16 protein-coding genes and 1 pseudogene are annotated in these 21166 nt (G+C 61.1%); all 17 read left to right on the forward strand.

The window, feature by feature from the left end:
• Positions 1-104: 104 nt before the first annotated feature.
• The 17 genes and pseudogenes from HZ99_RS19460 to HZ99_RS19540 all read left to right on the forward strand — a co-directional run bounded on the left by HZ99_RS19460 (position 105) and on the right by HZ99_RS19540 (position 21156).
• On the forward strand, positions 105-1574 hold the full coding sequence (locus tag HZ99_RS19460; RefSeq protein WP_038445337.1) for a purine-cytosine permease family protein: 1470 nt from the start codon (positions 105-107) through the stop codon (positions 1572-1574).
• A 68-nt stretch (positions 1575-1642) separates the two neighbouring features.
• Entirely contained in the window at positions 1643-2611 is a 969-nt protein-coding gene (locus HZ99_RS19465) for an ABC transporter substrate-binding protein (RefSeq protein ID WP_038445339.1), read from the forward strand.
• A gap of 72 nt (positions 2612-2683) precedes the next feature.
• Positions 2684-3535, forward strand: coding sequence for an ABC transporter permease (locus tag HZ99_RS19470; protein ID WP_038445341.1), 852 nt, complete (start codon positions 2684-2686; stop codon positions 3533-3535).
• Entirely contained in the window at positions 3532-4356 is an 825-nt protein-coding gene (locus HZ99_RS19475) for a quaternary amine ABC transporter ATP-binding protein (RefSeq protein ID WP_051903191.1), read from the forward strand. The genes HZ99_RS19470 and HZ99_RS19475 overlap by 4 nt, the downstream gene beginning before the upstream one ends.
• Before the next feature lie 136 nt (positions 4357-4492).
• Entirely contained in the window at positions 4493-6016 is a 1524-nt protein-coding gene (locus HZ99_RS19480) for an HAL/PAL/TAL family ammonia-lyase (protein ID WP_038448126.1), read from the forward strand.
• 19 nt (positions 6017-6035) lie between these two features.
• Positions 6036-7574: a histidine ammonia-lyase gene (gene hutH / locus HZ99_RS19485; protein WP_115284001.1), complete on the forward strand. Its 1539-nt coding sequence runs from the start codon at positions 6036-6038 to the stop codon at positions 7572-7574.
• A gap of 110 nt (positions 7575-7684) precedes the next feature.
• The gene (locus HZ99_RS19490; RefSeq protein WP_038445343.1) at positions 7685-9094 is read left to right on the forward strand and encodes an amino acid permease; all 1410 of its coding nucleotides are present in this window, start codon (positions 7685-7687) and stop codon (positions 9092-9094) included.
• Positions 9095-9109: 15 nt separating this feature from the next.
• The gene (hutI, locus tag HZ99_RS19495) at positions 9110-10315 is read left to right on the forward strand and encodes an imidazolonepropionase (RefSeq protein WP_038445345.1); all 1206 of its coding nucleotides are present in this window, start codon (positions 9110-9112) and stop codon (positions 10313-10315) included.
• 11 nt (positions 10316-10326) lie between these two features.
• Positions 10327-11127 carry an N-formylglutamate deformylase gene (gene hutG, locus HZ99_RS19500; protein ID WP_038445347.1) on the forward strand — a complete coding sequence of 267 codons (801 nt, stop codon included), beginning with the start codon at positions 10327-10329 and terminating at the stop codon, positions 11125-11127.
• Positions 11128-11319: 192 nt separating this feature from the next.
• Positions 11320-12291 carry a prolyl aminopeptidase gene (pip, locus tag HZ99_RS19505; RefSeq protein WP_038445349.1) on the forward strand — a complete coding sequence of 324 codons (972 nt, stop codon included), beginning with the start codon at positions 11320-11322 and terminating at the stop codon, positions 12289-12291.
• Positions 12288-12725, forward strand: coding sequence for a D-aminoacyl-tRNA deacylase (dtd, locus tag HZ99_RS19510; RefSeq protein WP_038445351.1), 438 nt, complete (start codon positions 12288-12290; stop codon positions 12723-12725). The genes pip and dtd overlap by 4 nt, the downstream gene beginning before the upstream one ends.
• 267 nt (positions 12726-12992) lie before the next feature.
• The gene (locus HZ99_RS19515; protein ID WP_038448129.1) at positions 12993-14729 is read left to right on the forward strand and encodes a glucan biosynthesis protein G; all 1737 of its coding nucleotides are present in this window, start codon (positions 12993-12995) and stop codon (positions 14727-14729) included.
• Positions 14722-17294: pseudogene (mdoH, locus tag HZ99_RS19520) on the forward strand (glucans biosynthesis glucosyltransferase MdoH); the annotation flags it as partial. The gene HZ99_RS19515 and the pseudogene mdoH, both read left to right, overlap by 8 nt.
• Before the next feature lie 227 nt (positions 17295-17521).
• Positions 17522-18322 (forward strand): transporter substrate-binding domain-containing protein, encoded by an 801-nt coding sequence (locus tag HZ99_RS19525; RefSeq protein ID WP_038445355.1) that lies wholly within the window; start codon positions 17522-17524, stop codon positions 18320-18322.
• Positions 18323-18544: 222 nt separating this feature from the next.
• Positions 18545-19342, forward strand: a complete 798-nt coding sequence (locus HZ99_RS19530) for a transporter substrate-binding domain-containing protein (protein WP_032862246.1) — start codon at positions 18545-18547, stop codon at positions 19340-19342.
• Positions 19343-19469: 127 nt separating this feature from the next.
• The gene (locus HZ99_RS19535; RefSeq protein WP_038445357.1) at positions 19470-20429 is read left to right on the forward strand and encodes an amino acid ABC transporter permease; all 960 of its coding nucleotides are present in this window, start codon (positions 19470-19472) and stop codon (positions 20427-20429) included.
• Positions 20422-21156, forward strand: a complete 735-nt coding sequence (locus HZ99_RS19540) for an amino acid ABC transporter ATP-binding protein (protein ID WP_038445359.1) — start codon at positions 20422-20424, stop codon at positions 21154-21156. Before HZ99_RS19535 ends, HZ99_RS19540 begins: the two co-directional genes overlap by 8 nt.
• Positions 21157-21166: the final 10 nt, after the last annotated feature.

Here is a 21166-nt window from a genome sequence, read left to right on the forward strand (position 1 = left end):
TGATGCCATCGCAGGCAAGCCAGCTCCTACATTTGACCGGCTGTGTACACAAGACCTGTTTTATCCGCATCACCGAATAACAATCCATTAGAGGTTGAACACCCATGGCTGCAAAAGACGCGCGTGCAAGCTCCACCCCGTTGATCGAAAGGCGTTCGATCGACTACATCCCGCAAGCGGAAAGACACGGTCGTCTATTTAGCCAGTTCACCCTGTGGATGGGGGCCAACCTGCAAATCACCGCGATTGTCACCGGGGCCCTGGCGGTGGTGCTGGGCGGCGACGTGTTCTGGTCGTTGATCGGTCTGTTGATCGGTCAACTGCTGGGCGGCGGCGTGATGGCGTTGCATGCAGCACAAGGGCCGAAGCTTGGCCTGCCGCAGATGATCTCCAGTCGGGTGCAGTTCGGTGTGTATGGCGCGGCGATTCCGATTGTGCTGGTGTGCTTGATGTACCTCGGTTTCACCGCAACCGGCACCGTGCTTTCCGGCCAGGCCCTGGGCCAGTTGTTTGGAGTCAGCGACAGTGTCGGCATCCTGATCTTCGCCAGCGTCATCGTGCTGGTCACGGTGCTCGGTTATCGGGTGATCCATTTCATTGGCCGTGTCGCCAGCGTCATTGGGGTGATCGCCTTTGTCTACCTGTTCAGCCGCTTGATGAGCCAGACCGACGTTGGCGCGCTCCTGCAAATCCGTCACTTCAACGGGAGCAGCTTCCTGCTGGCGGTGTCGCTCGCGGCGTCCTGGCAAATCGCCTTCGGGCCTTACGTGGCGGACTATTCCCGCTACCTGCCGCGCAAGACGTCCTCGGTGAAAACCTTTCTGGCCGCAGGCGCAGGGTCGGTCATCGGTGCTCAGGTGGCGATGATTCTCGGCGTGTTTGCCGCCGCCATGTCCAACGGGCAATTTGTCGGTAATGAAGTGGCCTACATCGTTGGCCTGGGCGGCACGGGGGCCGCGGCTGCGCTGCTGTACTTCAGCATCGCGTTTGGCAAGGTCACCATCTCCACGCTGAACTCCTACGGCAGCTTCATGTGCATTGCGACCATCGTCAGTGGTTTTCGTGGGCGCCTGGAAGTCACGCGCTTGCAGCGCCTGGTTTTCGTGCTGCTGATTGTCGGTGCTGCGACCCTGATCGCGTTGCTCGGCCAGCACGCGTTCCTCAGTGCGTTCAAGTCCTTCATTCTGTTTTTGCTGGCGTTCTTTACGCCATGGAGTGCGATCAACCTGGTGGACTACTACTGCATCACCCGTGATCGCTATGACGTGCCGGCACTGGCCGATCCGAACGGTCGCTATGGCCGCTGGAACCCGCTGGGTATCAGCGTCTATGTCTTCGGGGTGCTGGTGCAGCTGCCGTTTATCGCCACCAAGTTCTACACCGGTCCTCTGGTCGCCGCCTTGGGTGGGGTGGATATTTCCTGGATCATCGGCCTGGTACTGCCTGCCGCCCTGTATTACGTGTGCGCGAAAAAATGGCATGGCGCGATTCCCGAACGACTGATCCTGCCGGCAGAGCAGGGCGCTACACCCGTAGTTACCCCTAAAAACAATGGGCTGATTGCACAAGCCTGATGGGACGTGGACAAGGCAGGATGCCTTTTGACTGCCGTAATCCATTTCATGATTGGGAGCGTCACCTAATGAGAATGCATAAGACCCTGCTGACCACACTGTTCGCCGCAGGCCTGCTGGCAGGCGCTGGCGCCACCCAGGCGGCCGGTTGGTGCGAGTCGGGCAAGCCGGTGAAGTTCGCCGGCCTGAACTGGGAAAGCGGCATGCTGCTGACCGACGTCCTGCAAGTGGTCCTGGAGAAAGGCTACGACTGCAAAACCGATAGCCTGCCGGGCAATTCCATCACCATGGAGAACGCCCTGGGCAGCAACGATATTCAGGTCTTCGCCGAAGAGTGGGTTGGCCGTAGCGAAGTGTGGAAAAAGGCAGAAAAAGCCGGGAAAGTCGTGGGTGTCGGCGCACCCGTGGTCGGGGCCGTTGAAGGCTGGTACGTGCCGCGCTACGTGATTGAAGGCGACGCCAAGCGCAAGCTCGAAGCCAAGGCCCCGGACCTGAAGAACATTGCCGACCTGGCCAAGTACTCTGCGGTATTCAAGGACCAGGAGGAGCCATCCAAGGGGCGCTTCTACAACTGCCCGGCTGGCTGGACCTGCGAGCTGGACAACAGCGAAATGCTCAAGAGCTATGGGTTGGAAAATTCCTACACCAACTTCCGCCCAGGCACCGGCCCGGCGCTGGATGCGGCGGTGCTGTCGAGCTACAAGCGTGGCGAGCCGATCCTGTTCTACTACTGGTCGCCCACGCCGCTGATGGGCCAGGTGGACCTGGTGAAACTCGACGAAAAACCCGGCGTGGATAAAAGCGTGACCATCAAGATCGGCCTGTCCAAGACCTTCCACGAGCAGGCCCCGGAACTGGTGGCGGTGCTGGAGAAGGTCAACCTGCCGATCGACCTGCTCAACCAGAACCTGGCGCGCATGAGCAAGGAACGCATTGAGTCGTCGAAGTTGGCGAAGATTTTCCTCAAGGAACACCCGGAAGTCTGGCACACCTGGGTCAGTGAAGACGCAGCCAAGAAAATCGACGCGGCCTTGTAGGCACAGTGCTCCCGGCTACCCTGAAAAGGCAGCCGGCCACCCGGCCACACTCCACTGAATCGAGAGCACCCTATGTTTCCTGAGAGTTTTACGTTTTCCATCGCCGACTGGGTCAATGGTTGGGTCGATGGGTTGGTGACCAACTACGGCGATGTGTTCCGGCAGATTTCCGACACCTTGCTGTGGGCCATCGTCAACCTGGAAGGCCTGCTGCGCATGGCGCCCTGGTGGCTGATGCTGGCGATCGTCGGTGGCATTGCCTGGCACGCCACCCGCAAGTTAGTGACCACGGCCGTGATCGTCGGCCTGCTGTTCCTGGTGGGGGCGGTCGGCCTGTGGGACAAGCTGATGCAGACCTTGGCGCTGATGATGGTGGCCACGGTGATCTCGGTGCTGATCGGCATTCCCCTGGGCATCCTCTCGGCACGTAGCAATCGCCTGCGCTCGGTACTGATGCCGTTGCTGGACATCATGCAGACCATGCCCAGCTTCGTGTACCTGATCCCGGTATTGATGCTGTTTGGCCTGGGCAAGGTGCCGGCGATTTTCGCCACGGTGATCTACGCCGCGCCACCGCTGATTCGCCTGACCGACCTGGGCATTCGCCAGGTGGACCGTGAAGTGATGGAAGCCATCAATGCCTTCGGCGCCAACCGCTGGCAGCAACTGTTTGGCGTGCAACTGCCGCTGGCCCTGCCGAGCATCATGGCCGGGATCAACCAGACCACCATGATGGCCCTGTCGATGGTGGTGATCGCCTCGATGATCGGCGCCCGTGGCCTGGGTGAAGATGTACTGGTCGGCATCCAGACCCTTAACGTCGGGCGCGGGCTTGAAGCCGGCCTGGCGATTGTGATTCTCGCAGTGGTCATCGACCGCATTACCCAGGCCTACGGTCGTCCACGGCATGAGGCGAGCAAATGACTATTGTCAGCAAGATTGAAGTGAAAAACGTATTCAAGATTTTCGGTGCACGGGACAAAGAAGCCCTGGCTCTTATCGGCCAGGGCAAGACCAAGGACGAAGTCCTGGCGCAGACCGGTTGTGTGGTGGGGGTCAATGACCTGTCCCTGAGCATCGGCACCGGCGAGATCTTTGTGATCATGGGCCTGTCGGGTTCTGGCAAGTCCACCCTGGTGCGCCACTTCAACCGCCTGATCGACCCCACCAGCGGCGCGATCCTGGTGGACGGCGAAGACATTCTGCAACTGGATATGGGCGCCTTGCGCCAGTTCCGCCGGCACAAGATCAGCATGGTGTTCCAGAGCTTCGGCCTGCTGCCCCACAAGAGCGTGCTGGACAACGTCGCCTATGGCCTGAAAGTGCGCGGCGAAAGCAAGCAGGTGTGTGCCGAGCGCGCCTTGCACTGGATCGCAACCGTGGGCCTGAAGGGTTACGAAAACAAATACCCACACCAGCTGTCGGGTGGCATGCGCCAGCGTGTGGGCCTGGCCCGGGCCCTGGCGGCCGACACCGACATCATCCTGATGGACGAGGCGTTCAGTGCCCTCGACCCGCTGATCCGCGCCGAGATGCAGGACCAATTGCTGGAACTGCAAAAGACTCTGCACAAGACCATCGTGTTTATCACCCACGACCTGGACGAAGCCGTGCGCATCGGCAACCGCATCGCGATCCTCAAGGACGGCAAGCTGATCCAGGTCGGCACGCCGCGGGAAATTTTGCATTCGCCGGCGGATGAATATGTGGATCGGTTTGTCCAGCGGCGGGCGGCGGTGGTCTGAGCCGGGTTTTGTGGTGAGTTGGCTGGCCTCTTCGCGAGCAAGCCCGCTCCCACAGGGGAGCGCATTGCAAATGTGGCCGCGGGCTTGCCCGCGATGAGGCCGACAAGGCTGCACAAGAATTGAAGAAGGTATGAAGATGTCCCAGGCTAGAAAAATCATTATCGCCGACACGCCCCTGCGCTGGCAGGACGTGGTCGCCGTCGCCCGCTTCGGCGCCGAGCTGGAGCTGTCGGGCCAGGCCTGGGCACGCATCGACAATGCCCAGGCCATCGTGCAACGCATCGTCAGCAGCGGCGAGCGCGCCTATGGCGTCAATACCGGCCTGGGCGCCTTGTGCAACGTATCGCTCAAGGGCGAGCAATTGAGCCAGCTGTCGCGCAACACCCTGCTCAGCCATGCCTGTGGCGTCGGTGCGCCGCTGAGTGATGAACAGACCCGCGCCATCATCTGCGCGGCCATCCTCAACTACACCCAGGGTAAGTCCGGCCTGCATCCACAGGTGGTGCATTCGCTGCTGGCGCTGCTCAACCATGGCATCACCCCGCAAGTGCCGTCCCAGGGGTCGGTGGGCTACCTGACCCACATGGCCCATATCGGTATTGCCTTGCTGGGTGTGGGCAATGTCAGCTACCGCGGCCAGATCGTTGCCGCCCAGGCAGCCTTGGCCGCCGAAGGCCTGCAGCCGGTGGTACTCGGCGCCAAGGACGGCCTGTGTCTGGTCAACGGCACGCCGTGCATGAGTGGCCTGAGCTGCCTGGCCCTGGCCGATGCCCACCATTTGCTGCAATGGGCCGATGTGATCGGGGCCATGAGCTTTGAAGCACAGCGCGGCCAGATCGACGCGTTCGACGAGCAGATCATTGCCCTCAAGCCGCACCCGGGCATGCAGCAGGTCGGCAGTAACCTGCGGGCCTTGCTCGACGGCAGTGAGGTCATTGCTGCCAGCAGGGGCATTCGTACCCAGGACGCGCTGAGCATCCGTTCGATTCCCCAGGTCCACGGCGCCGCCCGCGATCAACTGGAACACGCCACCCGGCAGATCGAAACCGAACTCAACGGCGCCACCGACAACCCGTTGCTGCTGGGCACGCCGGACAACTACCGCGTGGTGTCCCAGGCCAACCCCCACGGCCAGTCCGTGGCTCTGGCGGCAGACATGCTGGCCATCGCGCTGGCCGAGATCGGCGCCATCGCCGAGCGCCGCCTCGACCGCCTGATCAACCCCCACGTCAGCGGCCTGCCGGCGTTCCTGGTGAGCAACCCCGGGGTCAACTCGGGGATGATGATTGTGCAGTACGTCGCCGCGTCCCTCTGTGGGCAGAATCGTCAACTGGCACAGCCGGCGGTCCTCGACAATTTCGTCACCTCGGGCCTGCAGGAAGACCATCTGAGCATGGGCACCAATGCCGCGCTCAAGCTGCATGCCGTGCTGGGCAACGTCACCCAGATCCTCGCCATCGAATACCTGCTGGCGGCCCAGGCCTTTGAGTTTTTGAAGGACCAAGGCTTCGGCACCGGTACCGACATTGCTTGGCGCCTGCTGCGCGAGCACGTCCCGGCCTATGAGCAGGACCGCTGGCTGGCGCCGGATATCGCGACCACCGCAACGCTGCTCAAGAACACCGATTTGCTGAATCACGCTTTACCGAATGTGCACTGAACCCTATTTCAAAAGGAGCATGAATGTGACTGCGCTAAATCTGATCCCAGGCCAACTGAGCCTTGCCCAACTGCGTGCCATCTACCAGCAGCCGGTAACCCTCAGCCTGGATGACAGCGCCACGGCGCAGATCGAAGCCAGTGTGGCCTGTGTCGAACAGATCCTCGCCGAGAACCGTACCGCCTATGGCATCAACACCGGTTTCGGCCTGCTGGCCTCGACCCGTATCGCCAGCGAAGACCTGGAAAACCTCCAGCGCTCCCTGGTGTTGTCCCATGCCGCGGGCGTTGGCGAGCCGATCAGCGATGCGCTGGTGCGTCTGGTGATGGTGCTCAAGGTCAACAGCCTGAGCCGGGGTTTTTCCGGGATTCGTCGCCAGGTGATCGACGCGTTGATCGCGCTGGTCAACGCCGAGGTTTACCCGCATATCCCGCTCAAGGGCTCGGTGGGGGCTTCCGGTGACCTGGCGCCGCTGGCCCACATGTCCCTGGTGCTGCTCGGCGAAGGCAAGGCCCGTTACAAAGGGCAATGGCTGGAGGCCACCGAAGCGCTGAAAGTTGCCGGCCTTACGCCTCTGACCCTGGCCGCCAAGGAAGGCCTGGCGCTGCTCAACGGCACCCAAGTCTCCACCGCCTACGCCCTGCGCGGTTTGTTTGAAGGTGAAGACCTGTTCGCCGCCGCCATCGCCTGTGGCGGCCTGACCGTGGAAGCGGTGCTGGGCTCGCGTTCACCGTTCGATGCACGCATTCATGCGGCCCGTGGCCAGCGTGGGCAGATCGATTCGGCGGCGGCTTATCGCGACCTGCTCGGTGACAGCAGCCAGGTGTCCCAGTCCCACCAGAACTGCGACAAGGTACAAGATCCCTACTCCCTGCGTTGCCAGCCACAAGTCATGGGCGCCTGCCTGACCCAGTTCCGCCAGGCGGCAGAGGTGCTGGTGGTCGAAGCCAACGCAGTCTCGGATAACCCGCTGGTCTTCGCCGCTGAAGGCGACGTGATCTCCGGCGGTAACTTCCACGCTGAACCGGTGGCGATGGCCGCTGACAACATGGCCCTGGCCATCGCCGAAATTGGCTCTCTGAGCGAGCGCCGCATCTCGTTGATGATGGACAAGCACATGTCGCAACTGCCGCCGTTCCTGGTAGGCAATGGCGGGGTGAACTCCGGTTTCATGATTGCCCAGGTGACGGCAGCGGCGTTGGCCAGCGAGAACAAGGCGCTGTCCCATCCCCATAGCGTCGACAGCCTGCCTACGTCGGCCAACCAGGAAGATCACGTGTCCATGGCCCCAGCTGCCGGTAAGCGCTTGTGGGAAATGGCTGAAAACACCCGTGGCATTCTCGCGGTGGAATGGCTGGCCGCGTGCCAGGGCCTGGACCTGCGCGATGGCCTGAAAACCTCGCCGAAGCTGGAACAGGCCCGTGGCATCCTGCGCGCCAAAGTAGGGTTCTATGACAAGGACCGCTTCTTCGCCCCGGACATCAACGCCGCCAGCGAACTGTTGGCCAGCCGCTGCCTGAACGAGCTGGTACCCGCCAAGCTGCTGCCAAGCCTCTAAACACTCCCCCGATCCCGTGTGGGAGCTGCCTCGCCAAGGCTCGACAGCTCCCACAGGTGATCGTCCATAGGTTCGGATTCTCTCTGGATAACAATAATTAGGGACGAGAAATGCACCAGCAAGCACAAGGTTTGAAACGCGGACTGACCGCCCGCCATATTCGCTTCATGGCACTGGGGTCGGCGATCGGCACCGGGTTGTTCTACGGCTCTGCCTCGGCTATCCAGATGGCGGGCCCGGCGGTGTTGCTGGCCTACCTGATCGGTGGCGCCGCTGTGTTCATGGTCATGCGCGCCCTCGGCGAAATGGCCGTGCACAATCCGGTGTCCGGTTCCTTTGGCCAGTACGCCAGCACCTACCTGGGGCCGATGGCCGGTTTTATCCTCGGCTGGACCTATGCCTTCGAGATGATCATCGTCTGCCTGGCCGACGTCACCGCCTTCGGCATCTATATGGGCTTCTGGTTTCCCGAGGTCGCACGCTGGGTCTGGGTGCTCGGCATTGTCCTGCTGATCGGCGGGCTGAACCTGTGCAACGTCAAGGTGTTTGGCGAAATGGAGTTCTGGCTGTCGCTGCTCAAGGTCGGCGCGATTGTCGCGATGATCCTCGGTGGCTTCGGCATCATGCTGTTCGGCGTGCATTCGGCCGGTGATGCGCCCGCCAGTGGGTTGAGTAACCTGTGGGCCCATGGCGGCTTCATGCCCAATGGCGTGGGTGGCTTGATCGCCTCGTTTGCGGTGGTGATGTTTGCCTTTGGCGGCATCGAAATCATCGGCATCACGGCCGGTGAAGCCAAGGACCCGCAACGGGTGATCCCCAAGGCGATCAATGCGGTGCCACTGCGCATCCTGCTGTTCTACGTGCTGACCCTGTTTGTGCTGATGGCCATCTATCCATGGCCGCAGATCGGCAGCCAGGGCAGCCCGTTCGTACAGATCTTCAGCAACCTGGGGATTGGCTCGGCGGCGACCATTCTCAATATTGTGGTGATCTCGGCGGCAGTCTCGGCCATCAACAGTGACATCTTCGGCGCAGGCCGCATGATGTACGGCCTGGCCCAGCAAGGGCAGGCGCCCAGGGGCTTTGCGCAACTGTCGCGTCATGGCGTGCCGTGGATGACCGTGGTGGTGATGGGCGCCGCGCTGCTGGGCGGCGTGGTGTTGAACTACCTGATCCCGGAAAACGTATTCCTGGTGATTGCCTCGATTGCCACGTTCGCCACCGTGTGGGTCTGGCTGATGATCCTGGTCACGCAGGTGGCGATGCGCCGCTCGATGAGCAAGGAACAGATCGCCGAACTGAAATTCCCGGTACCGTTCTGGCCCTATGCGCCGGCGGCGGCCATTGTCTTCATGCTGTTTATTTTTGGCGTACTGGGCTATTTCCCGGACACCCAGGCGGCGCTATTGGTGGGGGCGGCGTGGATTGTGCTGCTGGTCGTCGCCTACCTGCTGTGGGTCAAGCCGGCAGCCGGGCAAGCGGCCAAGGTCCATTACGACCCGGCTTTGTCTCATCGATAATTTAGGGAGGCGTTGATGAAAACGCTTTGGCAACACTGCCACATCGCAACCATGGCCCGGGGCGAGTACTCGATCATCGAGGATGGCGCCATCGTCACGGCCGGTACGCTGATCGAGTGGATCGGCCCCCGGGCCGAGCTGCCGGCTGGCGACTACGCGCAGACCCATGACCTGCAAGGTGCGTGGGTCACGCCGGGATTGATCGACTGCCACACCCATACGGTGTTTGGCGGCAACCGCAGCGGTGAATTCGAGCAGCGCTTGCAGGGCGTGAGCTACGCCGAGATCGCCGCGGCCGGTGGTGGCATTGCCAGCACTGTGCGTGCCACCCGCGCGGCGACCGAGGACGAGCTGTTCGACAGCAGCCGCAAGCGCCTGCGCAGTTTGCTGCGCGATGGTGTGACCACGGTAGAGATCAAGTCCGGCTACGGCCTGGACCTGGCCAACGAGCGCAAGATGCTGCGGGTGGCCCGGCGCCTGGGCCAGGAGTTGCCGGTCAGCGTGCGCGCCACGTGCCTGGCGGCCCATGCGTTGCCGCCGGAGTACAAGGACCGCGCCGACGACTACATCGAACATATCTGCAATGAGATGCTGCCAGCCCTGGCCGCTGAAGGGTTGGTGGATGCCGTGGATGCGTTCTGCGAATACCTGGCGTTTTCCACCGAGCAGGTCGAGCGTGTGTTCAAGGTCGCCCAGCGTTTGGGCTTGCCGGTAAAACTGCACGCCGAGCAATTGTCGTCCCTGCACGGCTCCAGCCTCGCCGCGCGGTATCAGGCATTGTCGGCGGATCATCTGGAATTCATGACCGAAGAAGATGCCATCGCCATGGCCGCCTCCGGCACTGTCGCCGTGCTATTGCCGGGGGCGTTCTACTTCCTGCGTGAAACCCAATTGCCACCGATGGACGCCTTGCGCAAGCACGGGGTGAAGATCGCCATCGCCAGCGACCTCAACCCCGGTACCTCGCCCGCCTTGTCACTACGGCTGATGTTGAACATGGCCTGCACGCTGTTTCGCATGACCCCGGAAGAAGCCCTGGCCGGCGCCACCCGGCATGCCGCCACGGCGCTGGGCATGGGCGACACCCACGGTTCGCTGGAAGTGGGCAAGATTGCGGATTTTGTCGCCTGGCAGATCGATCGCCCTGCCGACCTGGCCTACTGGCTGGGCGGCGAGCTGGATAAACGCGTCGTGCGCCATGGCGTCGACGCCACTGTGTAAGGAGTCGTGTTGTGGATAAGGTTCTGAATTTCAAACAAGGCCGCGTGCCACTGCTGGTCAGCATGCCCCACGCCGGCCTGCGCCTGACGCCTGCGGTCGAGTCGGGCCTGATCCCTGAGGCGCAAAGCCTGCCGGATACCGACTGGCATATCCCCACGCTGTACGATTTTGCCCAGGAGTTGGGGGCCAGCACCCTGGCGGCCGAGTATTCGCGGTTTGTCATCGACCTCAATCGGCCCTCGGACGATAAGCCGTTGTATGCCGGTGCGACCACGGGCCTTTATCCCGCAACGCTGTTTGACGGCGTGTCGCTGTTTCGTGAGGGGCTGGAACCGTCGAAGGCGGAGCGGGCAACCTATCTGGAGCAGATCTGGACCCCGTACCACCGCACCCTGCAAGAGGAACTGGCGCGACTCAAGGCCGAGTTCGGCTATGCGCTGCTGTTCGACGCCCACTCCATCCGCTCGGTGATCCCCCATCTGTTCGACGGCAAGCTGCCGGACTTCAATCTCGGCACTTTCAACGGCGCCTCCTGCGACCCGCAACTGGCCAGCCAGCTGGAAGCGATCTGCGCGGCGCACCCGCAGTACAGCCATGTACTGAACGGGCGTTTCAAGGGCGGGCACATCACCCGGCACTATGGCAACCCGGCCGAGCATATCCATGCGGTACAACTGGAGCTTGGGCAGTGTACGTATATGGAGGAGTTCGAGCCGTTCAGGTATCGGCAGGATTTGGCCGAGCCGACGCGGGTGGTGTTGAAGCAGTTGTTGCAAGGATTCCTGGCCTGGGGCCAGAAGCACTACACCTGAGCCAACGAAGATCAACCTGTGGGAGCGGGCAAGCCCGCTCCTACATGTGGTTGCGTGAATCTTCCTGGCGGATGGCTGACACAGATCCAAGCCCTCAAGAACATGCTCATTGCACAATTCGGGTTTATGATGCCAGACGGCAAAATAATAGACGTCCCCCCAGGGATGGAACCGACCCTTACGGAGCGCGCAATGCAGACTTTGTACCCGCAGATCAAACCCTACGCCCGGCACGATCTGGCCGTCGATGAAACCCATACGCTGTATGTCGACGAAAGCGGTTCCCCGCAAGGTTTGCCCGTTGTCTTCATCCATGGTGGCCCCGGCGCCGGCTGTGACGCCAACAGCCGCTGCTATTTCGATCCCAATCTGTACCGCATCGTCACCTTTGACCAGCGCGGTTGTGGGCGTTCCACCCCACGGGCCAACCTGGAAAACAACACCACGTGGGATCTGGTCGCCGACCTTGAGCGGATCCGTGAGCATCTGGGCATCGAGAAGTGGGTGTTGTTCGGCGGCTCCTGGGGCTCGACCCTGGCCCTGGCCTATGCACAGACTCACCCCGAGCGCGTGCATGGCCTGATCGTGCGCGGCATTTTCCTGGCGCGCCCCCAGGATATCCAGTGGTTCTACCAGGCCGGTGCGAGCCGCCTGTTCCCGGATTACTGGCAGGACTACATTGCGCCGATCCCTGTGGAAGAGCGTCACGACATGATCAGCGCCTACCACAAGCGCCTGACCGGCAACGACCAGATCGCCCAGATGCATGCCGCCAAGGCCTGGTCCACCTGGGAAGGCCGCATGCTGGGCCTGTGCCCCAACCCACAGTTGATCGACCGCTTCTCCGAGCCCCAGCGTGCCTTGTCCATTGCACGCATCGAGTGCCACTACTTCACCCATAACTCCTTCCTGGAGCCCGGCCAACTGATTCGCGACATGCACAAGATTGCCCATCTGCCTGGCGTCATCATCCATGGCCGCTACGATATGATCTGCCCGCTGGATAACGCCTGGGAGCTGCATCAAGCTTGGCCGAACAGCGAATTGCAGGTGATCCGCGAGGCGGGGCATTCTGCTGCCGAACCTGGAATCACCGATGCGTTGGTGCGTGCAACGAACGAGATGGCACGGCGCCTGCTTGATCTGCCACCTGAAGAAGCATGAAAGGCCTTTTGCAGCGGGTGCGTGGCGCCCGGGTCGAGGTGGCGGGGGAAGTGGTTGGCGCGATAGACCAGGGTTTGCTGGTGCTGGTGGCCGTCGAACCTTCAGATACAGCCGCCAGTGCCGACAAGCTGTTGCATAAGCTGCTTAACTATCGGGTGTTCAGCGACGACGAGGGCAAGATGAACTTGTCGTTGAAGGACATTGGCGGCGGTTTGCTGCTGGTATCCCAATTCACGCTGGCCGCCGATACCAAGAGTGGCCTGCGTCCCAGCTTCTCCACAGCGGCTGCTCCGGCGTTGGGCGAGGCGCTTTTCGCGCACTTGCTGCTACAAGCGCAACAATTGCATGGCACGGTGGCGTCGGGGCGTTTTGGCGCGGATATGCAGGTGCATTTGGTCAATGACGGGCCGGTCACCTTCCTTTTGCAGACCTGATTGTATGAAAAACGACTTTTAATGCGCAAAAACGCAGGTTTTCGCTACAAATACTTCGCTGCCCCTGCTGCGTTATCTCACGGGCTACTAGATAATCGCGCGCTACGGGGATCAGCGTAAATTGATCCATTTTTGACTTAGGTAGAGACTTGTCCGCTCGCCCATGGGGAATCATTTAGCCCCATCGGAGTCGGAACAATGCTCGCCAACCTGGCATATAGATAGCTGGCCGTTGGTTTTTTGATCTGTTTTCGGCGAGGGTTGCTCGTGATTGTTAGTCCCTGTAATGCACCAAAATTGTCTGCCAAACGGTTACGAAACGCACTGGTGACGGGCTCTGCCCTGTTTTGCCTGTTCGGCGCGGGTCAACTGTGGGCATTCAGTCTGGATGATGTGTCGGCCAAGGCAAAAGAGCTGGCCGGGCAGAAATACGAAGCCCCGCGCAGCAATCTGCCGAACGAATTCCGCGAAATGAAGTTCGCTGACTACCAGAAAATTCGTTTCCGCAATGAAAAAGCCGAGTGGGCCGATCAGAAAACCCCGTTCAAGCTGTCCTTCTATCACCAGGGCATGCACTTCGATACGCCGGTGAAGATCAACGAAGTCACGGCGACCGACGTCAAGGAAATCAAGTACGACCCGACGCGTTTCGATTTCGGCGACGTCAAGTTTGATCCCAAAGCCACCGATCAGTTGGGTTATGCCGGCTTTCGTGTGCTGTACCCGATCAACAAGGACGACAAGCAAGACGAAATCATGACCATGCTCGGCGCCAGCTATTTCCGCGTCGTGGGCAAGGATCAGGTCTACGGCCTGTCCGCCCGTGGCATGGCGATCGATACTGCGTTGCCGTCCGGCGAAGAGTTCCCGCGTTTCACCGAGTTCTGGATCGAGCGTCCAAAGCCGGGCGACAAGCACCTGGTGATCTTTGCCCTGCTGGACTCGCCACGGGCCACCGGCGCGTATCGCCTGATCCTGCGCCCGGGCACCGACACCATTGTTGACGTCAAGTCGCAGATGTTCCTGCGCGACAGGGTCAGCAAACTGGGCGTGGCCCCGTTGACCAGCATGTTCCTGTTCGGCGCGAACCAGCCGTCCAAGGTCCTCAACTACCGCCGTGAACTGCACGATTCCAGCGGTCTGTCGATCCATGCCGGTAACGGCGAGTGGATCTGGCGCCCGCTGAACAACCCCAAACACCTGTCGGTCAGCAACTTCTCGGTAGAAAACCCGCGTGGTTTCGGCCTGTTGCAACGCGGTCGCAACTTCAGCCAGTACGAAGACCTCGACGACAACTACGACAAGCGTCCAAGCGCCTGGATCGAGCCTGAAGGCGACTGGGGCAAGGGTTCGGTCGATCTGGTAGAGATTCCGACCGCCGATGAAACCAACGACAACATCGTTGCGTTCTGGAGCCCGGCCGAACTGCCCAAGCCGGGTGAGCCGCTCAACGTGGCCTACCGTCTGCACTGGACCCTGAACGACGCGCCGTTCCACTCGCCAGAGAGCGCCTGGGTCAAGCAGACCCTGCGTTCTACCGGTGACGTGAAACAATCGAACCTGATCCGCCAACCAGATGGCAGCGTGGCCTACCTGGTGGACTTCGAGGGCCCCTCCCTCAAGGCCCTCAAGCCAGATGCGGCAGTGCGCAGCCAGGTCAGCGTCGGTGAAAACGGCGAAATCGTGGAAAACAGCGTGCGCTACAACCCGCACACCAAAGGCTGGCGTTTGACCCTGCGCTTGAAGATCAAGGATGCAGGCAAGCCGACCGAAATGCGTGCGGCCCTGGTCCAGGACATCGTCAAGGCCGAGCCAGAGCAGGCTTCCACCCAGGTTCTGAAGGCTGACAAGGTCTTGGCCAAGCAGCACGAAAAACAGGCCAAGAAAGACGCCAAGGATAAGCAAGACAAGCAGCCAGAAGCTGCCCCAGCCACCCCGGAACCGGTCAAGACAGAGCAAGTCCTGACCGAAACCTGGAGCAATCAGTTGCCTGCCGATGAGTAACTCTCAAGTCCAGCCAGAGACGCTTGCCGAGTACCTGGCGCACCTTCCGATGACTGATGAGCAGCGCGCCGAACTGGCGGGCTGCAAGTCCTTCTCCGAGCTGCACGAGCGCTTGTCGTCGTCGACCTTTGATGCACCGGTGGACGCCGCGCAGGCGTCGGTTGGTCGTCGGTTGACCCTTAGCACTGCCGAAGAACTGCAAGAAGCCGAAATGCTGGTGCTCGATGCCAGCGGTCGGGTTTGCCTGAAGGCTACGCCGCCGATCCGTCGGACCAAGGTGGTGCCCGAACCTTGGCGTACCAATATCCTGGTGCGCGGCTGGCGCCGGTTGACCGGTCGCAGCAACCCGCCGGAACCGAAAAAAGACGAGCGCGTGCTGCCCGCTGCCCGCTGGCGCACCGTCGGTTCGATCCGCCGCTATATCCTGCTGGTGCTGATGCTTGGCCAGACGATTGTGGCGGGCTGGTACATGAAAGGCATCATGCCGTACCAGGGTTGGTCCTTCGTCGACTTTGACGAGATCCGCAACCAGACCTTGCTGCAAACAGCCACCCAGGTGCTGCCGTACGCCCTGCAAACCAGCATCCTGATCATGTTCGGGATTCTGTTCTGCTGGGTCTCGGCGGGTTTCTGGACCGCGTTGATGGGCTTCCTCGAATTGCTCACCGGCCACGACAAATACCGCATTTCCGGTAAAAGCGCAGGCGACGAGCCGATCCCCAAGGATGCCCGCACTGCGTTGGTCATGCCGATCTGCAACGAAGACGTACCGCGGGTGTTTGCCGGTTTGCGTGCGACCTTCGAGTCGGTGGCCGCTACCGGTGACCTGGATCGTTTCGACTTCTTCGTGCTCAGCGACAGTAACGACGCCGATATTTGCATCGCCGAGCAGCAGGCCTGGCTTGACGTCTGCCGCGAGGCCGGTGGCTTTGGCAAGATTTTCTATCGCCGCCGTCGCCGCCGCGTCAAACGCAAAAGCGGTAACCTTGACGACTTCTGCCGTCGCTGGGGCGGTGACTACAAGTACATGGTGGTCCTCGACGCCGACAGCGTGATGAGCGGCGAATGCCTGACCAGCCTGGTACGCCTGATGGAAGCCACGCCGGACGCCGGGATCATCCAGACCGCGCCACGTGCATCGGGCATGGACACCCTGTATGCGCGCATGCAGCAGTTCGCCACCCGCGTCTACGGTCCGCTGTTCACCGCGGGCCTGCACTTCTGGCAGTTGGGCGAATCCCACTATTGGGGCCACAACGCGATCATCCGCATGAAGCCGTTTATCGAGCACTGCGCCCTGGCGCCATTGCCCGGCAAAGGCGCGTTCGCCGGTTCCATCCTGTCCCACGACTTTGTTGAAGCCGCGCTGATGCGTCGTGCCGGCTGGGGTGTGTGGATTGCCTATGACCTGCCGGGCAGCTACGAAGAACTGCCGCCGAACCTGCTGGACGAACTCAAGCGTGACCGTCGCTGGTGCCACGGTAACCTGATGAACTTCCGCCTGTTCCTGGTCAAGGGCATGCACCCGGTACACCGTGCGGTGTTCCTCACCGGTGTGATGTCGTACCTGTCGGCGCCGTTGTGGTTCCTGTTCCTGGTGCTGTCCACGGCCCTGCTGGCGGTCAACACGCTGATGGAGCCACAGTACTTCATGGCGCCGCGCCAGTTGTACCCGCTGTGGCCGCAATGGCACCCGGACAAGGCCGTGGCACTGTTCTCCACCACGATTGTGCTGCTGTTCCTGCCCAAGCTGCTGAGCATCATCCTGATCTGGGCCAAGGGCGCGAAAGAGTTCGGTGGCAAGTTCAAGGTGACCTTGTCGATGCTGCTGGAGATGCTGTTCTCCATGCTGCTGGCGCCGGTGCGGATGATTTTCCACACCCGCTTCGTACTCGCCGCGTTCCTCGGCTGGGCCGCGACCTGGAACTCGCCGCAACGTGACGACGATTCCACGCCATGGAGCGAGGCGGTCAAGCGCCACGGGCCGCAGACCCTGCTGGGCTTCTTCTGGGCGCTGCTGGTGGTGTGGTTGAACCCCAGCTTCCTGTGGTGGCTGGTGCCGATCGTCGGTTCACTGATGCTGTCGATCCCGGTGTCGGTGATTTCCAGCCGGGTCAAGCTGGGTCTCAAGTCCCGCGACGAAAGCCTGTTCCTGATCCCTGAGGAATACAATCCGCCGCAGGCGCTGCTGTCGACCGACCGCTACACCCACGAAAACCGTTGGCATGCACTTAATGACGGGTTTGTGCGGGCCGTGGTCGACCCGCAGCAGAATGCCCTGGCTTGTGCCCTGGCAACCTCCCGCCATGGCCAGGCTGAGCCGATCGAGTGGCTGCGTACCGATCGCGTGCGGCATGCGTTGAAAGTCGGCCCGGCGGGCCTGAACAACAACGAACGCGTGGCCTTGCTCAGCGACCCTGTGGCCCTGGCGCGCTTGCATGAGCAGGTCTGGAGCGAAGGGCATGCCGAATGGCTTGGCGCCTGGCGTGAATCGGTCAACTCTGACCCCCATGCGCCGTTGCTGCCGCTCCAACCGCTGTCACCCCAGGCTCAACCGGCCTGATTCAGACGCCCCCGAGACCTGTCTCGGGGGCGCTTGATACGCCCTTCCTACAGCGCCTGTCTCTTCTGGGCTGGCCTTCTAACTTCGATACAAAAGACCCTGGCTCAAGGCGTATTGCCGTGCCTGCCAGTGGGTTAGGATCGCCCCCCAAATCTGAACTGACCGCCTCTGGTTTGCGCTAACGCCGCAACGCCCGGTGTGCGGCTGCTTAATGAAAAAGGGGCTTTTCATGATCAAGGGTTATTGGTCGATGCTGTTGCTGGGCATATTCGCATGGGTGCATGTGCAGATGGCACAGGCAGGCGCCATCGATGAGGCCGTGCGGCGCGGGGCACTGAAAGTAGGGACCGATCCCAACTACGTGCCCTTTGAAATGACCGACAAACACGGGCGTGTCATTGGCTTTGAAGCCGACCTGCTGGAAGAAATGAGCAAAGCCCTGGGGGTGACGCTGGAATGGATCCCGGTGGCCTACAACGAACTGATCCCGGGCCTGCTGGCCGGCCGGTTCGACATGATCGGCAGCGGCATGACCGTGACCCAGGAGCGCAACCTGCAGCTCAACTTCAGTGATTCATTCATCATTGTCGGTCAGACTGTCCTGCTCCACCCGCGCCTGGCCGGCAAGGTCAGCAGCGTTGAAGACTTGAACGAAGCCGGCTATCGGATCGCCGCAACGGAAGGCACTACGGGCGAAGCAGCAGCGCGGCGCTTCCTGGGGGCTGCACAGCTGCGCAGCTTTGCCACGGCAGAGGAAGGCGTACGCCAGGTGGTCAGCGGTGAGGTAGATGCGTTTATCCATGATGCGCCCTATAACCTGATCGCCCTGGCCAAGCCGCAAAACCGTGAGCTGCTGGCCCTGGAGCAGCCCTTCACCTATGAGCCCCTGGCGTTCGGGGTGCAGAAGGGCGATTACGACAGCCTGAACTGGATCAACCACTTCCTCAATCAGATTGCCCAGGACGGCACCTACGATCGGCTGCATGACAAGTGGTTCCGGGACACGGACTGGCTCTCGGAGATCGAATGATGGTCACAACTGCTTACATAACTCGTTGGCGCGGACCCTGCGTGGCAAGCCGTCTAACAGCGCTTTTCTCTGGGGTTATGTGGGGTTTTTCTGTCATATCCGCCAACAAATGCCGGCTAGACCTTTGTGCCGGTGGGCGAGTGGGTTAGCATCGCTCCCCGAAGAAATAGTGCAGCCTTGCAAAGGCCTGCATCAAAATAAAATGAGTCAGGGGACTTGGTGATGAAAAAGTATCTTTCGATGCTGATGCTCGGCGTGACGGCCCTGCTGGCAGTCAATACGGCCCAGGCCGGGGCGATTGACGAAGCGGTCAAGCGCGGCACCTTGAAAGTCGGTATGGACCCGACCTATATGCCGTTCGAGATGACCAACAAGCGCGGCGAAATCATTGGTTTCGAAGTCGACCTGCTCAAGGCGATGGCCAAGTCCATGGGCGTCAAGCTGGAGCTGGTCTCCACCGGCTACGACGGCATTATCCCGGCTTTCCTCACCGGCAAGTTCGACATGATCGGCAGCGGCATGACTCTGACCCAGGAGCGCAACCTGCGCCTGAACTTCAGCGAACCGTTCATCGTAGTTGGCCAGACCCTGCTGATTCGCAAGGAGCTGGAAGGCACCATCAAGTCCTACAAAGACTTGAATGACGAGAAATACCGCCTGACCTCCAAGCTCGGCACTACCGGCGAGATGGTGGCCAAGAAACTGATCTCCAAGGCCAAGTACCACGGCTACGACAACGAGCAGGAAGGTGTGCTTGATGTGGTCAACGGCAAGGCCGACGCCTTTGTCTACGACGCGCCGTACAACGTGGTTGCCGAGAAAAAAGTCGGCAATGGCAAGCTGGTGTACCTCGAAGAACCCTTCACCTACGAGCCTTTGGCATTCGGCCTGAAGAAGGGCGACTACGACAGCATCAACTTTATCAACAACTTCCTGCACCAGATCCGTAACGACGGCACCTACGATCGCATCCATGACAAGTGGTTCAAGAGCTCCGAGTGGCTCAAGGACATGGAATAAGCCAGACACCGCGTCGCGCCCATCGCAGGCAAGCCCGCTCCCACATTTAACGGTGTTCACAAAAAATGTGGGAGCGGGCTTGCCCGTGATGGCGGCCTGACAGCCGATACACATCCCGGAACCTGCAATGAAACAGAAAAAAGCCCAATGGCCCTGGCACCTGCTGACGGTGCTGGTGCTGGTCGGCATGGCCGGCGCGTTGTACTACGCTACCTCGCTGATGTCCTACGAATGGCGCTGGAACCGCGTGCCGCAATACTTCGCCTACCAGGCTGAAGAGTCCAAGCGGGCGGCGGACATTTCCACGGTGGTCGAGTTGGTGCGCAAGGGCGACGTGGCTGAAGTCACCCTGCGCAATGACGCGGGCGCCGAGCAGCACCTGACGGTGGCCGAAAACAGCCTGCAAGTGGCCCGTGGCGATGATGTGGCCGAAGGCGATGTGATCGGTGTAACCCGGCATTGGGCACTGGGCCCTTTGATGTGGGGCTTGTGGACCACCCTGTGGTTGTCCCTGGTCTCGGGGGTACTGGGCCTGTTTATCGGCCTGGCGACAGGCCTGTGTCGTTTGTCGAGTAACCCGACTTTGCGTGATCTGTCGACGATCTACGTCGAACTGGTACGCGGTACGCCGCTACTGGTGCAGATCTTCATCTTCTATTTCTTTATCGGCACGGTCCTGAACCTGTCCCGTGAGTTCGCAGGTATCGCTGCGCTGTCGCTGTTTACCGGGGCTTATGTGGCCGAAATTGTGCGCGCCGGTGTGCAGTCGATTGCCCGTGGCCAAGGCGAAGCTGCCCGGTCCCTGGGCTTGAGTGCCAGCCAGTCGATGCGCCACGTGGTATTGCCGCAGGCCTTCAAACGCGTACTGCCGCCGTTGGCCGGGCAATTTATCAGCCTGGTCAAGGACACTTCGCTGGTCTCGGTGATCGCCATTACCGAGCTGCTCAAGAGTGGCCGTGAAGTCATCACCACCTCGTTCTCGCCGTTTGAAATCCTGTTCTGTGTCGCAGGCCTGTACCTGCTGATCAACCTGCCGCTGTCGAAAATGGCCAGCCGGCTTGAGCGGAGGCTCGCCCAAAGTGATTGAAGTCCGCGATCTGGTAAAAGTCTTCGACACCCGTGGGCATGTGGTCCGCGCGGTGGATCACGTCACCACCCAGGTGGCCAAGGGCGAAGTGCTGGTAGTGATCGGTCCGTCCGGTTCCGGCAAGTCGACATTCCTGCGCTGCCTCAATGGCCTGGAAGCGTTCGATTCGGGCTCGGTGAGCATCGATGGCCTGCAACTGGCCGACCCCAAGACTGATGTAAACGCCTATCGTCGTGAAGTCGGCATGGTGTTCCAGCACTTCAACCTGTTCCCGCACATGACCGTGCTGGAGAACCTGTGCCTGGCACAGAAAGTCGTGCGCAAGCGCGGCAAGAAAGAGCGTGAGGCCAAGGCCCTGGCGTTGCTGGAGAAGGTCGGCATTGCACAGAAAGCCAATGAGTTCCCCTCGCGGCTTTCCGGTGGCCAGCAGCAACGTGTGGCGATTGCCCGGGCGTTGGCGATGGAGCCTAAGGTCATGCTGTTTGACGAGCCTACCTCGGCGCTGGACCCGGAAATGGTTGGTGAGGTGCTGGACGTCATGAAGACCCTGGCCCTGGAAGGGATGACCATGGTCTGCGTCACCCACGAAATGGGCTTTGCCCGGGAAGTGGCGGATCGGGTGTTGTTCTTCGATCACGGCAAACTGCTGGAAGATGCTGCGCCCGCGCAGTTCTTCGATGCGCCGAAGGACCCGCGGGCACAGGCGTTTTTGCGTCAGGTTCTGTAAGTGGCATGGG

Source organism: Pseudomonas fluorescens (assembly GCF_000730425.1).
GTDB lineage: Bacteria > Pseudomonadota > Gammaproteobacteria > Pseudomonadales > Pseudomonadaceae > Aquipseudomonas > Aquipseudomonas fluorescens_X.

Bases quoted from the DNA above. Each gene is read 5' to 3' on its own strand.
- HZ99_RS19460 (WP_038445337.1), top strand. From the start codon at position 105: ATGGCTGCAAAAGACGCGCGTGCAAGCTCCACCCCGTTGATCGAAAGG.
- HZ99_RS19465 (WP_038445339.1), top strand. From the start codon at position 1,643: ATGAGAATGCATAAGACCCTGCTGACCACACTGTTCGCCGCAGGCCTG.
- HZ99_RS19470 (WP_038445341.1), top strand. From the start codon at position 2,684: ATGTTTCCTGAGAGTTTTACGTTTTCCATCGCCGACTGGGTCAATGGT.
- HZ99_RS19475 (WP_051903191.1), top strand. From the start codon at position 3,532: ATGACTATTGTCAGCAAGATTGAAGTGAAAAACGTATTCAAGATTTTC.
- HZ99_RS19480 (WP_038448126.1), top strand. From the start codon at position 4,493: ATGTCCCAGGCTAGAAAAATCATTATCGCCGACACGCCCCTGCGCTGG.
- hutH (WP_115284001.1), top strand. From the start codon at position 6,036: ATGAATGTGACTGCGCTAAATCTGATCCCAGGCCAACTGAGCCTTGCC.
- HZ99_RS19490 (WP_038445343.1), top strand. From the start codon at position 7,685: ATGCACCAGCAAGCACAAGGTTTGAAACGCGGACTGACCGCCCGCCAT.
- hutI (WP_038445345.1), top strand. From the start codon at position 9,110: ATGAAAACGCTTTGGCAACACTGCCACATCGCAACCATGGCCCGGGGC.
- pip (WP_038445349.1), top strand. From the start codon at position 11,320: ATGCAGACTTTGTACCCGCAGATCAAACCCTACGCCCGGCACGATCTG.
- dtd (WP_038445351.1), top strand. From the start codon at position 12,288: ATGAAAGGCCTTTTGCAGCGGGTGCGTGGCGCCCGGGTCGAGGTGGCG.
- HZ99_RS19525 (WP_038445355.1), top strand. From the start codon at position 17,522: ATGATCAAGGGTTATTGGTCGATGCTGTTGCTGGGCATATTCGCATGG.
- HZ99_RS19530 (WP_032862246.1), top strand. From the start codon at position 18,545: ATGAAAAAGTATCTTTCGATGCTGATGCTCGGCGTGACGGCCCTGCTG.
- HZ99_RS19535 (WP_038445357.1), top strand. From the start codon at position 19,470: ATGAAACAGAAAAAAGCCCAATGGCCCTGGCACCTGCTGACGGTGCTG.